Source organism: Saccharopolyspora sp. NPDC049426 (genome assembly GCF_040676935.1).
Classification (GTDB): Bacteria; Actinomycetota; Actinomycetes; order Mycobacteriales; family Pseudonocardiaceae; genus Saccharopolyspora.
In genome coordinates, this window is record NZ_JBFAPZ010000001.1 from 74610 (window position 1) to 87965 (window position 13356).

Genomic DNA, 13356 nt, shown 5'->3' on the forward strand with positions numbered 1-13356 from the left:
AAACAGGTGATCGGTACCCGACACCCGCACGACGACGCCTTCCGCCCATCATTCATGGCCTGGAAAATCGCGGCATGATATCTGCGCCGGTCACACGACCTGCACAAATGTACAGTTGACGGATTATTCGACCAGTAAGCGGAAGATTATTCATCGCTGCAGCGCGTCGAGGTTGACCCGTTCGCCCTCGGCGAGTCGCTGCCGGATGCCGTCGGCAGCGGGCAGCAGCGAGCGGACGAGCCGGGTGACGTCGGCCCGGACGCTGTGGGCGACCACGCCGAGCGCCGCGACGACCGTGCCCGAGGTGTCGTGGACGGGCACGGCGACCGAGCAGTTCCCGAGCGTCATCTCCTCGTTGGCGGAGGCGAAGCCGCGCGTGCGGACGCCCTGCAGCTCGCGGCCGAGCCGGCCGGGCTCGGTGATCGTGTAGGCGGTGTGCCGGGACAGCCCCGTCTCGCAGCAGGAGTGCAGAACGCTCGCGGGCGCGTGCGCGAGGAGGACCTTGCCGACCCCGGTCGCGTGCAGCGGCAGCCGTCCACCGGTCCGGGAGACGATCGGCACGGCCTTGGGCGTCGTGAGCTTCTCCACGTACACGGCGTCCAGTTCGTCCCGGACCGCCAGGTGCACGTTGTCGTGAGTGGTTTCGCACAACTCCTGCATGTAGGGCAGCGCGGCTTCGCGCAGCCGCCCGTTCACCGGGGCCAGCAGTCCGATCTCCCACAACCGCAGCCCGATGACGTACCGCCCGTCGGGGTCGCGCTGCAGCGCACCCCACAGCTCCAGCTCGCGCACCAGCCGGTGCGCGGTGGCCAGCGGGATGTCGGCCCGCTGCGCGATGGCCGTCAAGGTCAGCCGAGGGTGCTCCGCGTCGAAGGCGGTCAGCACACTCAAGGCACGAGCGGTCACCGACCGCCCAGAATCCCGACTGTTTCCCGCCACGAGGCCACCTCCGAGCCACAACCCCCAGCCGGACACCCCCACCCCAGCACAAGAAGCACCCAACACCAAGAAAGATCACGAAAAGATTTCGCTCAACGCTGAACACCCACCCCACCACGAAAACAACAAGGAGAAGGGAGAAAACGGCGCGAGGAACGACCCGAGGCCGAAGGCCGAGCACGGCGCTTCACGTGAGCAGGCCGACGAAGAACGAAGGCGACGACCAGGAAGAACGAGCCCAGCCGCACCGTGGGGGGCATGGGGGGCATGGGGGGTTCGACCCCCCAACACGAAGACGAAGAAGGCCCCCGGCGAAGCATGAGCCGGGGGCCTTCGAAGTGGGCGAGGAGGGAGTTGAACCCTCACGTCCTTTCGGACACACGGACCTGAACCGTGCGCGTCTGCCATTCCGCCACTCGCCCGTGGCACGATGAGAAGCTTAACTTGCCGCTCTTCACCGCTGGGCACCGGGGTGAGCTTCCGCTTTTCCCTGCTGCCCTGTTGGCGAAAAGAAGATTAGCACGGCCCTGAGAGGGGTCTGCGCAGGGGGGTCAGGAAGTTGGGAGCAGGGCGGTGTCTCGGGCCGTGGGCCCAGATACGATGGTCGGCAGAAGTCGTACGCGTGGAGGGATATTGCCGTGGGCCTCGTGCAGCGCTTTGAGCGCCGGATCGAAGGCATCGTCGGTAATGGCTTTGCGCGCGTGTTCGGCGGGAACGTAGTTCCGCAGGAAGTCGCCCAGGCCTTGCAGCGCGATGCTGAGCTGAAGGTCAGGCAGCTTGCCGGTGGTCGGTTGCTCGCTTGTAACCACTACGTTGTGCAACTGAGCCCGTCGGACCATGATCGGCTCACCGGCGATGAGGACCGGGTGACGGACCTCCTCGCCGACTGCGTTCAAGAGCACCTCACCGAGCAGGGGTGGGACACATATGGTGACGTCGTAGTCTCCCTGGAGCGCTCTGAAACGCTGCACACGGGACAGTTTCGAATCAGTTCGACCGTCGACCCCGATGTAACCCGACGGCCGACACAACCGCGTACCGCAGGAGACCGACCCATGAGCCAGCCACCAGGCCACTACCCCCAGGGAGATCCGTACAACCAGCAGGGGCAGTACGGCTACGACCAGGGATACGGCCAAGGCCAGGACCCCAACTACGGCTACGGTCAGCAGCCCGGCTACGACCAGCAGGGTTATGGCCAGCAGCAGGGCTACGGTCAGCAGCCCGGCTACGACCAGCAGGGCGGGTACGGCCAGCCGCCGCAGCCCGGTTACGACCAGGGCTACCCGCAGCAGCCCGGCTACGACCAGGGCTACGGGCAGCCGCCGCAGCAGCCCGGTTTCGACCAGGGTTACGGGCAGCCGCCGCAGCAGGGATTCGACCAGGGCTACGCGCAGCCACCGCAGCCCGGCTACGACCAGGGTTACGGCCAGCCCCAGCAGGGTTATGACCAGGGCTACGCACAGCCGCCCGGTTTCGACCAGGGCTACGGCCAGCCCCAGCAGGGATTCGATCAGGGCTACCCGCAGCAGCCTGGCTTCGACCAGGGCTACGGCCAGCCGGGTGGTGCCTACCCGCAGAGCGCTCCGGGCGGTTTCCCGGACCAGGGCGGCTACGGCCAGCCCGGCGGTGGCTACCCGCAGAGCGCACCGGGCGGTTACCCGGCCGGTGGTCCTCGTGGTCAGATGACCGCCACGCTGCACCTGGACGACGGTTCGAACCGCTCGTACACGCTGCAGCAGGGCTCGAACATCATCGGCCGCGGACAGGAGGGCCAGTTCCGCCTTCCCGACACGGGGGTCTCGCGCAAGCACATCGAGATCACCTGGGATGGTCAGAGCGCGATGCTGGCTGATCTCGGTTCGACAAACGGCACCACGGTGAACGGCACTCCGGTGCAGACTTGGCAGTTGGCAGATGGTGACGTGATCAGGGTCGGGCATTCGTCCCTGGTCTTCCGCGCCCAGCAGGGCTGAGCGCGGATCGCCGATCCCCGAATACGAGTAGGAGCGTTCACAACAAGTGCCGGAGCTGGTTATTCAGCTGACCAGAGCAGGGTTTCTCGCCCTGCTCTGGTTGTTCGTGCTGGCTGCGCTTCGCGTGGTTCGTTCAGATCTCTACTCCGCGTCGGGGATGCGAGTCCCGATGCCAGGTGCGAGTCGGGCCCCGGGCAAAGCCCGGGGCAAGAGCAAGGCGCCCCGCCAGATGGTGGTGACGCACGGCGCTCTCGCCGGCACGCGCATTTCCCTGGACGGCCGGCCGATCCTGATCGGCCGAGCCGATGACTCCACGTTGGTGCTGGACGACGACTACGCGTCGACGCGGCACGCTCGGTTGTCGCTTCGCGGCTCCGATTGGTACGTGGAGGATCTAGGCTCCACTAACGGCACATACCTCGATCGGGCGAAGGTCACGGGGCCGACCAAGGTCCCGCTCGGCGTTCCGATCAGAATCGGCAAGACGGTGATCGAGCTGCGCTCATGACCCTCGTCCTTCACTACGCAGCCCGCAGCGACCGCGGCCTGGTGCGCTCCAACAACCAGGACTCGGTCTATGCCGGCCCACGACTACTCGCCCTCGCGGACGGCATGGGTGGACATGCCGCCGGTGAGGTCGCCAGCAAGGTCGTCATCGCGGCGTTGGCGCCGTTGGATGATGACGAACCAGGTGACGACCTGCTCGGACAGCTCCGCGGTGCGGTGCTGGACGGCAACAGCGCGATCGCCGAGCTGGTGGCCAACGACCCGGAGCTGGACGGGATGGGCACCACCCTCACCGCTGTGCTGTTCGCAGGCAGCAAGCTGGGTCTGGTGCACATCGGTGACTCCCGCGCATACCTGGTCCGCGACGGCGAGCTGACCCAGATAACCCACGACGACACCTTCGTGCAGTCGCTGATCGACGAAGGCCGGATCACCGAGGAGGAGGCCGCCAACCACCCGCAGCGCTCGCTGCTGCTGCACGCGTTGACCGGCCACGAGGTGGAACCGAGCCTGGCGATCCGCGAAGCTCGCGCGGGCGATCGCTACCTGCTGTGCTCCGACGGCCTGACCGGCCCGGTGAGCACGGAGACGATGGCGGAAGCCCTGCGCATTCCGGACCCGCAGCAGTGCGCGGACCGGATGATCGAGCTGGCGCTCAAAGGTGGCGGTCCGGACAACGTGACCGTGATCATCGCCGACGTCGTCGACGTCGAGTTCGGCGACGACGCCCCCATAGTCGGGGGTGCGGCGGGAAATGGCGATGAGCATCCGCAACCCGATTCGTCGGCGGCGCGCGCTTCCGCGGTGACCATGCCGCGGCCGCAGCCGAAGCGTTTCGAGCCCACCTCACCTCCGGCGGAGAAGCCGCGCAAACGGCGCTGGCTGACCTCGCTGGTGGTGGCCTGCGGCGTGCTCATCGTGTTGGCGGCTGTCGCTCTGGTTGGGCGTTGGTGGGTGCTCAACCAGTACTACATCGGCGTGAACCGCGCCGATGAGGTCGTGATCTACCAGGGCGTTCAGGGAGCCACGCTGGGCGTGGCGCTGAACTGGCAGGTCGAGACCTCCTGCCCGCCGGACTCCGCCAAGGACTGCCAGCCGATCAAGCTGGACGACCTGCAGGAAGCGCAGCGTCCCGACGTGCGCAACGGCATCACCGAGGTCAACGGCCTCACCGAGGCGCGGGAGGCGATGCGGCGGCTGCGGATGACCGCGCTGCTGCCGGAGTGCCAGACGCCCGAGCCTTCGGTGCCGACGGTTCCGCCCGTTCCGGGTGCCCCCGTTCCGGGTGCGCCGACACCGCCTCCTCCCGGTCAGCCGCCGGTGCAGCCCACCCCGGGTGCTCCGACGCCTGGTCAGGCCCTGCCGCCGGAGTCCTCGGCGGCGGACGCCACGCCGCTGCAACCGGAGGAGCCGAAGCCTGGCGTGAACTGCCGGACGGTGAGTTGATGTCCGAACCGGCCGCTACGACCGGAGCAGTCAACGGGGCCCCCCGAGTCAACACTCGGCGGGGCACCGAACTGTTCATGCTCGTTTTCTCCGCGATCATCGTGACCGCAGCGTTGATCCTGGTGGAGGTTTCGCAGGAGCAGACCGTCACCCGTGAGCTGCTGTTCTACGGGGTCGCGTTCCTGATCCTCTACGGCGCCGCGCACTTCGGCGTGCGCTACTTCGCGCCGTACGCCGACCCGTTGATCCTGCCGCTGGTGGCGTTGATCAACGGGCTCGGTCTGGTGATGCTGCACAGGCTGGACCTGGCCCCGGTCGTCGGGGCGCCGTACACGCCGAAGCAGATCCTCTACACCACGGCCGGCGTGGTCATGTTCATCCTCGTCCTGTGGCTGGTGAAGGATCACCGCACGCTCGCGCAGTACGGCTACACGTGCGGCTTCGTCGGGATCGCGCTGCTGGCGCTGCCCGGTGTGCTGCCGGCGAGCATCTCGGAGGCCAACGGCGCGAAGCTGTGGGTCAACCTGGGTTTCATCTCGATCCAGCCGAGCGAGTTCGCCAAGATCCTGCTGCTGATCTTCTTCGCCTCGTTCCTGGTGGGCAAGCGCGAGCTGTTCACCACGGCGGGCAAGCGGTTCCTCGGTGTGGACTGGCCGCGTCCGCGTGACCTCGGCCCGGTGCTGGTCGCCTGGGTCCTGTCCATCGGCATCGTGGTGCTGGAGAAGGACCTGGGCACCTCGCTGCTGTTCTTCGGCATCGTGCTGGTGATGATCTACATCGCGACCGAGCGCGCGGTGTGGGTCGGCCTCGGCCTGACGTTGTTCGCGGCGGGCGCGGTCATCGCCTTCAACCTGTTCTCGCACGTCCAGGTCCGGGTGAACACCTGGCTCGACCCGATGATGCGGGTGGCCGACGGCGAGTCCGACCCCGGCTACCAGCTGCGCACCGGCCTGTTCGGGATGGCGCACGGCGGCATCCCGGGTTCGGGTCTGGGCAGCGGGATGCCGAACATCACGCCGCTGTCGTTCAGCGACTTCATCATCCCGGCGCTGGGCGAGGAGCTCGGCCTCATCGGGCTGATGTCGTTGCTGCTGGTCTACGTGCTGCTGATGATGCGCGGGCTGCGCAGCGCGCTGGCCGTGCGCGACTCCTTCGGCAAGCTGTTCGCCGGCGGTCTGTCGTTCACCATCGCGCTGCAGCTGTTCGTGGTCGCCGGCGGTTCGACGGGTCTGATCCCGATGACCGGTCTGACGGCGCCGTTCCTGGCGGCCGGTGGTTCGTCGATGCTCGCCAACTACGTGCTGATCGCGCTGCTGCTGCGGGTGTCCGACGCGGCCCGCCGCCCGCAGGCCCCGGCCAAGCCCAAGCCCAAGCAGGCGCCGATCGCGGAAGCGCATACGGAACTGGTGGAGCGTCCCCGATGAACAAGCCGCTGCGCCGAGTGGCGCTGGCCATGATGGCGATGGTCCTGCTGCTGATGGGCAACATGACCTACGTCCAGGTCATCAAGGCCGATGAGTACCGCGAGGATGCCCGCAACACGCGCACCCAGCTGGAGGAGTTCTCCCGGGAGCGCGGTCAGATCATCGCGTCCGGTCAGTCGCTGGCCAGCTCTTCGCCGATCGAGCACGACCGCTACAAGTTCCAGCGGACCTACCCGAACGGTCCGCTGTACGCGCCGGTCACCGGGTTCTACTCGTTCTTCTACGGGTCGAACGGCGTCGAGCGCGCCAACGACAAGATCCTCAACGGCACCGACGACAGCATGGCGTTCGGCCGGATGTCGGACATGATCACCGGCAACACGCCTCGCGGTGGCAGCGTCGAGCTGACCATCAGGCCGGAGATGCAGCAGGTCGCCTACGACCAGCTGACGAAGAAGGGCTTCCAGGGTTCCGTGGTGGCGCTGAACCCGTCGACCGGCGAGATCCTGGCGATGGTCAACGCGCCCTCCTACGACCCGAACAAGCTCACCGGCCCGGACAACAACCAGGTCGCCGAGCAGTGGAACGCGCTGAACGAGGCCGAGGGCAACCCGATGGCCAACCGGGCGGTCTCCGAGATCTACCCGCCCGGTTCGACGTTCAAGCTGATCACCGCGGCCGCTGCGCTGGAGAACGGGTACAACCCGAACAGCCAGGTGCAGGACGCCGCGTCGATCACGCTGCCGCAGACGTCGACCCAGCTGCCGAACTACGGCGGCAAGAAGTGCTCGGGCAACACGCTGACCGACGCGCTGGCGCACTCCTGCAACACCGCGTTCGCCGAGATCGCGGGCAAGGTCGGTGCGGACAAGCTGCGGGAGACCGCGGCGTCGTTCGGCTTCGGCCAGGACCTGCAGATCCCGATGAGCGTGGCCAAGTCCGACCTGGGCCCGATGGACGACGGCGCGTCGCTGTACCAGAGCGGCATCGGCCAGCGCGACGTGCGCGTCACGCCGATGCAGAACGCGATGATGGCCGCGACGATCGCCAACGGCGGCAAGGTGATGAAGCCGCAGCTGGTCAGCGCGACGAAGGCTCCCGACATGGAGGAGCTCGACTCGCTCCGCCCCGAGGAGCTGGGCCAGGCGGTCACGCCGGACGTCGCGGGCAAGATCCGCGACATGATGATCAAGTCGGAGCAGAACACCAAGGGCTCCGGCAAGATCACCGGGATCGAGATCGCCTCGAAGACCGGTACCGCTCAGCACGGCGACCCCGGTGACCGGCCGCACGGCTGGTACGTCGCGTTCGCGCCGGCCGCCAACCCCACGATCGCCGTCGCGGTGATCGTGGAGAACGGCGGCGACGAGGGCGACGAGGCCACCGGTGGTTCGCTGGCAGCCCCCATCGGCCGGGAGGTCATCCGGGCCGGTTTGCGGGGAGGTGGCTGATCCGTGCTGACCACCGGCCAGTTACTCGCCGAGCGCTACCGCCTCGGCCGCCGCATCGCGGTCGGCGGAATGGGCGAGGTGTGGGAGGCGGTGGACGTCCGGTTGGACCGGACGGTGGCGGTCAAGGTGCTCAAGGCCGAGCTGTGCGGGGACGCCGAGTTCCTGCACCGCTTCCGCACCGAGGCCCGCACCACAGCGTCGCTGAACCACCCGGGAATCGCAGCGGTCCACGACTACGGCGAGACCGCTGCGGTCCCCGACGGTCCGGAGGACACCGCCTACCTGGTGATGGAGCTGGTCGAGGGAGAGCCGCTCGCGGCGATCCTGGCTCGGGAACGGCGGATCAACACAGATCACACGATGGACATGCTGGAGCAGGCGGGCCAGGCGCTGCAGGCCGCGCACGAGCGCGGCCTGGTGCACCGGGACGTCAAACCCGGCAACATCCTGATCACCCCCGAGGGCAAGGTGAAGCTGACCGACTTCGGCATCGCCAAGGCGGCCGACGCGGCACCGGTCACCCGCAACGGGATGGTGATGGGAACGGCGCACTACATCGCGCCCGAACAGGCGCTCGGCAGCGACGCGACACCGGCCAGCGACGTGTACTCGCTGGCCGTCGTCGGTTACGAGTGCCTGATGGGGCACCGCCCGTTCCTCTCCGAGAACGCGGTGACGGTCGCCATGATGCACATCCGCGACATCGCGCCACCGCTCCCGCCGGACGTTCCGCCGGGAGTGCGGGCGCTGGTCGAGGCGACCCTGGTGAAGGACCCGCGCCGGCGCTACGCCGACGGCGGGGAGTTCGCCTCCGCGGTCGCCGCGGTGCGCGCGGGTCGGCCGCTGCCGACACCGTCAGCCCTGGTCGCCCAACAGCAGCGACCGGTGAACGTGCACGGGCCGGGCACCGGCGTGCACCCGGCGCCGCCGGGTCCGCCACCGATGGGCAACACCTATCCGCCCGGCATCATCCCGCCCCAGCAGCCCGTGCAGCAGCAGGCCGTTCAACAGCACCAGGTTTCACAGCAGCAGGCCCCGATGCCGGTTCCGGCCAACGCCTCGGCGGTGGCAGGAGCCATGGGTGGCAATGCTCACCGGGAAAGCGGCAACACCAGGGTTGTCGTGTGGATTCTCGTCGCGGCGCTGGCGGTAGTCTTGCTGGTCGCCATCGGTCTGCTGACGTATTGGGCGGTCAACCGCCACGACCTCGGCATGTCCGGACGCGGTCCGGTGGCCACCCTGAGCCTGGATTCCACGAACGGTTTGGGCCAAACTTCGCAACGGCAGGAACCCATGATCGGAATGCCTCCCGCGGGTGAGATGGGACGATCGTTGACAAGGATCGGAACGACGATTCGATGAGTTCACCTCGACTTCTATCCGACCGCTACGAGCTCGGCGAGACTCTCGGCTACGGCGGTATGTCGGAGGTGCACAAGGGCCGCGACACCCGCCTGAGCCGAGACGTCGCGGTCAAGATCCTGCGTGCCGACCTAGCCCGGGACCCCACCTTCCAGCTGCGCTTCCGCCGCGAGGCGCAGAACGCGGCAGCGCTCAACCACCCGGCGATCGTCGCGGTCTACGACACCGGCGAGACGGACTCCGAGAACGGGCCGCTGCCCTACATCGTCATGGAGTACGTCGACGGCCGGACGCTGCGCGACATCGTCAAGACCGAGGGACCGCTGTCGCCGCGACGGGCGATGGAGGTCATGGCGGACGGCTCGGCCGCGCTGGACTTCAGCCACCGGCACGGGATCGTGCACCGCGACGTCAAGCCCGCCAACATCATGATCACCCGCTCCGGCGCGGTGAAGGTGATGGACTTCGGCATCGCTCGCGCGCTGGCCGACGGCCAGGCGGCGGTGACCCAGACGGCGGCGGTCATCGGCACCGCCCAGTACCTCTCGCCGGAGCAGGCGCGCGGCGAGGCGGTGGACGCGCGAAGCGACGTCTACGCCTCCGGCTGCGTGCTCTTCGAGCTGCTCACCGGGGAACCGCCGTTCACCGGTGACTCGCCCGTCGCGGTGGCCTACCAGCACGTCCGGGAAGAACCCCGCAAGCCGTCCGACGTCGTTCCCGCCACCCCCGCGTCGCTGGACGCCGTGGTGCTCAAGGCGCTGAGCAAGAACCCGGCCAACCGCTACCAGTCGGCGGCCGAGATGCGCGCGGACCTGGTCCGCGTGCTGTCCGGTCAGCGCCCGAAGGCTCCGATGATCATGTCGGAGGAAGAGCACACCGCGATGCTCGGCCAGGGCGCCGGCCCCACCGAGATGATCGGCTCCGGCAGGCACCGCTCGGACGACGTCGAGGACTACCCGCCGGCCCACCCGCCGGAGCGCCGGCGCAGCAAGAACGCCGTCGTCGCGCTGGTCACCCTGGCCTGCGTGGCCGTGTTCGCGCTGGCCGCGTGGCTGGTGACGATGCTGGTCGGGGTGGGCAACCCGGATCGCGTCCCGGTCCCGAACCTGATGGGCATGACGGCTCAGGCCGCGAACGAGAAGGCCAAGTCGGAGGGCTGGATGGTCCTCCCGCGGTCCTGCCCCTCACCGGAGGACAAGCGCGGCACCATCGTGAACCAGACGCCGAGGGCGGGAACCCAGAGCGTCAAGGCCGAGACCAAGATCGAGCTCTGCGCGGGCACCGGTCCGGAGTCCACCGCGGTCCCGGACCTGTCCGGCATGACCATGACCGAGGCTCAGCAGGCGCTCGAAGCCGCGGGGCTGAAGATCGGGCTGAACCCGGACAAGAAGGAGACGTCCGACCCCAAGCAGGTCGACAAGATCCTCGACTGGGACAGCAAGGGCTCCGAGGTCGCCAAGGGCACCACGATCAACGTCGTGGTCGGCCAGGCGATCCCGCAGACGGAGGTCCAGGACCTGCGCGGCCAGCAGCTGGAGACCGCGAGGGCGTTCCTCGTCGGCGCCGGTTTCAAGGTCAGCGTGGAGCAGCGCGACTCCTCCGAGCCGCCCAACACGGTCATCGACCAGTCGCCGTCCGGCGGCACCAAGGCCCGAACCGGTTCGACGGTGACCCTGGTGGTCTCCAAGGGCAACCAGATCACCATGCCGCAGCTGCAGAACATGTCGAAGAACGAGGCCGAGGCAGCGCTGAAGGCCGTCGGCTGGAACGGCACCCTCAGCGAGTCCGAGCAGCCCACCGGTGATTCGTCCAAGGACGACAAGGTCCTCAGCAGCTCGCCGCAGGCGGGTCAGAAGATCAGCAAGGACCAGGCGATCACGATCTACGTCGGCAAGTACGACAGCTCCAGCACGAGCTCACCCCCGGGCAGCGGAGGCGGGTTCTTCCCGTTCCCCTGAGGGGACTGACGAGAGCGGGGCGGTGGCCGAGTGGCCACCGCCCCGTTTCGCGTTCGAGGAGTGCTGGTCAGCGGGCCGATGCCGCTGCGGCGACCTTGCGCATCTCGGCTTCGAGCTGGTCGACGACGTGGTCGGCCACCGGGTGACCTGCCGAGGCCATCCAGTTGGCGAGCATCCGGTGGCCGCCGTCGGTGAGCACCGACTCGGGGTGGAACTGCACGCCCTCGATCGGCAGCTCGCGGTGGCGCATGCCCATCACGATGCCGGACTCGGTACGCGCGGTGACCTCGAAGTCGTCCGGGATGGTGTCCGCGCGGACGATCAGCGAGTGGTAGCGGGTCGCGATGAACGGCTGCGGCAGTCCGGCGAACACACCGGCCCCGGAGTGCTCGATCTCGCTGACCTTGCCGTGCAGCAGCTCGGGAGCGCGCTCGACCGTGCCGCCCCACACCGCGCCGATGGCCTGGTGCCCGAGGCACACGCCGAAGGCCGGCTTGCGCTCGGCGGCGCAGCGCTGGATGAGCTCCATCGTCCGCCCCGCACGGTCCGGAGTCCCCGGACCGGGGCTGAGCAGCACTCCGTCAGCAGCGGCCACGTCGTCGTCCGTGACCACGTCGTTGCGGCGCACCTCGCACTCGGCTCCGAGCTGGGCGAGGTACTGCACGAGGTTGTAGACGAAGCTGTCGTAGTTGTCGACCACCAGAACACGCACGCGCCCAGACTACGCGTCCGGCGCATCCGAATTTTCCGCGCTCGTCCTGCTCGGCGGTGGTCAGCCGGTGGTGACGTCGTCGAACGGCAGCAGCGGTTCGACCCAGGGGAACACCACGAACAGCAGCAGGGCGACGACGGCCGCGACGAGCACGAGCGCCACCAGGGCCTTCGCCGCGAACGGGCCGGGCAGGTGTCGCCAGATCCACGCGTACATCAGCGCTCCTCCAGTTCCGGGGGCCGCAGCTCGGGGTGGTCGGCGACCTTGGGGTACTGCGTGGTGAGCACGCCGTGGACGATCAGCCGCTCGCGCGCGGAGAACTCCGGGTGGCAGGTGGTCAGGGTGATGAGCCTAGTCAGCTGGTCGCGGGGGAAGGTCTCCGGCGCGAGGCCGGGCACCGGGAAGATCACCTCTCCCTGCGAGGGCCGCACGACGTGCCGCCCGACCACGTGGTCGTAGGGCGCGGGGATCGGCGCGACGCCCCGGCAGCGCGGATCGCCGCCACGCCCGTCCCAGGTCACGACCTCGTCGGGCATCGGCAGGACCCGGTAGACGTACCAGTGGGTGGCCGTCTCCACGACGATGGGTGCGCAGGAGGGCAGCCGGTCCAGGTCGTTGAACGGCGCGCCTCGCCCGATCCGGTGCCCGGCGACCGCGAAGTTCCCCTGCTCCCCCGGCCACGCCGTGCCGGTGTAGTGCCCGGGGCCGCCGCTGAGGGTCCGGAGGTCGGTGCCCTCCAGCACGGTGAAGTCGAAGTCCGGCCCGAAGGTCGGCAGGTGGAGCTGCGCGAACCCGGCGCCGGGCGCGGGCGGCGGCGGTTCGGCGATCGGGTGCAGCTGCCGGGCCTGCCACTCCTCGTGCATCCGCCCGGTCGCCTGCGCCTGGTCGCGCGCGGTGAACAGGTCGGTCACGTAGACGACGTAGAAGACGAACAGCAGCAGCACCAGGCCTGCGGTGATCATCAGCTCGCCGAGGACGCGGACCACCGCACGGGCGGTGTCGCCTCCGCGCCGGGGCGGCGGTTGGGGCGGGCTCTGCACCGACGGAACCACGACGTTCCTCTCCGGTCACGGGTTTGCGAGGGGTGCTCGCTCAGCGCTGTGATTACGTTAACGTGGTAGGTGGAAATGGAGCCGTTCCGCCGCCACCGGCGACGAGCCGGGCGGGCGCGGGACGGCGGTGCCGCATCACCTGGCGAGGACAGCTATGCCGAAGTCCAAGGTCCGCAAGAAGGACGACTCCAACCCGGTTGTCGATCGCCGCACGCCGGTCAAGGCGAAGTCGGTCGGTCCGTCGCACCCGATCTACGTCGCCGTGATGCTCGGCCTGATGATCATCGGGTTGCTCTGGCTCGTCGTCAACTACATCGCCGGCGACAAGATCGGATTCATGAGCGACCTGGGCGGGTGGAATTTCGCCGTCGGCTTCGCGTTCATGATCGTCGGCCTGCTGATGACCATGCGGTGGCGCTGACCCACCCCGCTGACCTGCGGTGACGTCCGGCCTTGAGGGTCGCATAAGGCCGGGCGCACGCGGTCGCAATTCGAGCGCCCAGCACGACGACGCTTCGTGCACGAGCTC

The 13356-nt window shown here is 68.5% G+C and carries 12 protein-coding genes and 1 tRNA gene; 8 read left to right on the top strand and 5 right to left on the bottom strand.

Features of this window, described 5'->3' with window-relative positions:
* Positions 1-150: 150 nt before the first annotated feature.
* Together AB0J78_RS00340 and AB0J78_RS00345 are read right to left on the bottom strand one after the other, a co-directional pair.
* Complete coding sequence (locus AB0J78_RS00340; protein ID WP_363785308.1) at positions 151-939, bottom strand: IclR family transcriptional regulator; 789 nt, start codon at positions 937-939, stop codon at positions 151-153.
* Between the two features lie 339 nt (positions 940-1278).
* Positions 1279-1361: transfer RNA gene (locus AB0J78_RS00345), tRNA-Leu, on the bottom strand.
* A 216-nt stretch (positions 1362-1577) separates the two neighbouring features.
* Between AB0J78_RS00345 and AB0J78_RS00350 the strand changes: the two genes are divergently transcribed.
* Genes AB0J78_RS00350 through pknB form a run of 7 tightly spaced genes read left to right on the top strand, consistent with a single transcriptional unit; the run spans position 1578 to position 11063 of the window.
* A complete protein-coding gene (locus AB0J78_RS00350; protein WP_363785311.1) occupies positions 1578-2915 on the top strand; it encodes an FhaA domain-containing protein in 1338 nt (445 codons plus the stop codon).
* Between the two features lie 46 nt (positions 2916-2961).
* A complete protein-coding gene (locus AB0J78_RS00355) occupies positions 2962-3423 on the top strand; it encodes an FHA domain-containing protein (protein WP_132626305.1) in 462 nt (153 codons plus the stop codon).
* Positions 3420-4868 carry a PP2C family serine/threonine-protein phosphatase gene (locus AB0J78_RS00360; RefSeq protein WP_363785314.1) on the top strand — a complete coding sequence of 483 codons (1449 nt, stop codon included), beginning with the start codon at positions 3420-3422 and terminating at the stop codon, positions 4866-4868. Before AB0J78_RS00355 ends, AB0J78_RS00360 begins: the two co-directional genes overlap by 4 nt.
* Entirely contained in the window at positions 4868-6292 is a 1425-nt protein-coding gene (locus tag AB0J78_RS00365) for an FtsW/RodA/SpoVE family cell cycle protein (RefSeq protein ID WP_363785316.1), read from the top strand. The genes AB0J78_RS00360 and AB0J78_RS00365 overlap by 1 nt, the downstream gene beginning before the upstream one ends.
* Positions 6289-7743 carry a penicillin-binding protein 2 gene (locus tag AB0J78_RS00370; protein ID WP_363785318.1) on the top strand — a complete coding sequence of 485 codons (1455 nt, stop codon included), beginning with the start codon at positions 6289-6291 and terminating at the stop codon, positions 7741-7743. The genes AB0J78_RS00365 and AB0J78_RS00370 overlap by 4 nt, the downstream gene beginning before the upstream one ends.
* 3 nt (positions 7744-7746) lie before the next feature.
* Positions 7747-9105: a serine/threonine-protein kinase gene (locus AB0J78_RS00375; protein WP_363785320.1), complete on the top strand. Its 1359-nt coding sequence runs from the start codon at positions 7747-7749 to the stop codon at positions 9103-9105.
* Positions 9102-11063 (top strand): Stk1 family PASTA domain-containing Ser/Thr kinase, encoded by a 1962-nt coding sequence (pknB, locus tag AB0J78_RS00380; RefSeq protein ID WP_363785323.1) that lies wholly within the window; start codon positions 9102-9104, stop codon positions 11061-11063. The genes AB0J78_RS00375 and pknB overlap by 4 nt, the downstream gene beginning before the upstream one ends.
* A gap of 67 nt (positions 11064-11130) precedes the next feature.
* Here pknB and AB0J78_RS00385 read toward each other — a convergent pair whose 3' ends face one another.
* From AB0J78_RS00385 to AB0J78_RS00395, 3 genes are read right to left on the bottom strand one after another with little or no spacing between them, the layout of a single operon-like run.
* Positions 11131-11775, bottom strand: a complete 645-nt coding sequence (locus AB0J78_RS00385; protein ID WP_363785326.1) for an aminodeoxychorismate/anthranilate synthase component II — start codon at positions 11773-11775, stop codon at positions 11131-11133.
* 60 nt (positions 11776-11835) lie between these two features.
* Positions 11836-11991 (bottom strand): hypothetical protein, encoded by a 156-nt coding sequence (locus AB0J78_RS00390; RefSeq protein WP_363785329.1) that lies wholly within the window; start codon positions 11989-11991, stop codon positions 11836-11838.
* Positions 11991-12815: a class E sortase gene (locus AB0J78_RS00395; RefSeq protein WP_363785331.1), complete on the bottom strand. Its 825-nt coding sequence runs from the start codon at positions 12813-12815 to the stop codon at positions 11991-11993. The genes AB0J78_RS00390 and AB0J78_RS00395 overlap by 1 nt, the downstream gene beginning before the upstream one ends.
* Before the next feature lie 166 nt (positions 12816-12981).
* On the opposite strand from AB0J78_RS00395, the gene crgA reads away from it, so the two are divergent.
* A complete protein-coding gene (gene crgA / locus AB0J78_RS00400; RefSeq protein WP_363785334.1) occupies positions 12982-13248 on the top strand; it encodes a cell division protein CrgA in 267 nt (88 codons plus the stop codon).
* The last annotated feature ends 108 nt before the right edge of the window (positions 13249-13356 follow it).

What these genes read in the sequence shown, in the direction of transcription:
- AB0J78_RS00360 (WP_363785314.1), top strand. Translation starts at nt 3,420, where the DNA reads ATGACCCTCGTCCTTCACTACGCAGCCCGCAGCGACCGCGGCCTGGTG.
- AB0J78_RS00365 (WP_363785316.1), top strand. Translation starts at nt 4,868, where the DNA reads ATGTCCGAACCGGCCGCTACGACCGGAGCAGTCAACGGGGCCCCCCGA.
- AB0J78_RS00370 (WP_363785318.1), top strand. Translation starts at nt 6,289, where the DNA reads ATGAACAAGCCGCTGCGCCGAGTGGCGCTGGCCATGATGGCGATGGTC.
- pknB (WP_363785323.1), top strand. Translation starts at nt 9,102, where the DNA reads ATGAGTTCACCTCGACTTCTATCCGACCGCTACGAGCTCGGCGAGACT.
- AB0J78_RS00390 (WP_363785329.1), bottom strand. Translation starts at nt 11,991, where the DNA reads ATGTACGCGTGGATCTGGCGACACCTGCCCGGCCCGTTCGCGGCGAAG.
- crgA (WP_363785334.1), top strand. Translation starts at nt 12,982, where the DNA reads ATGCCGAAGTCCAAGGTCCGCAAGAAGGACGACTCCAACCCGGTTGTC.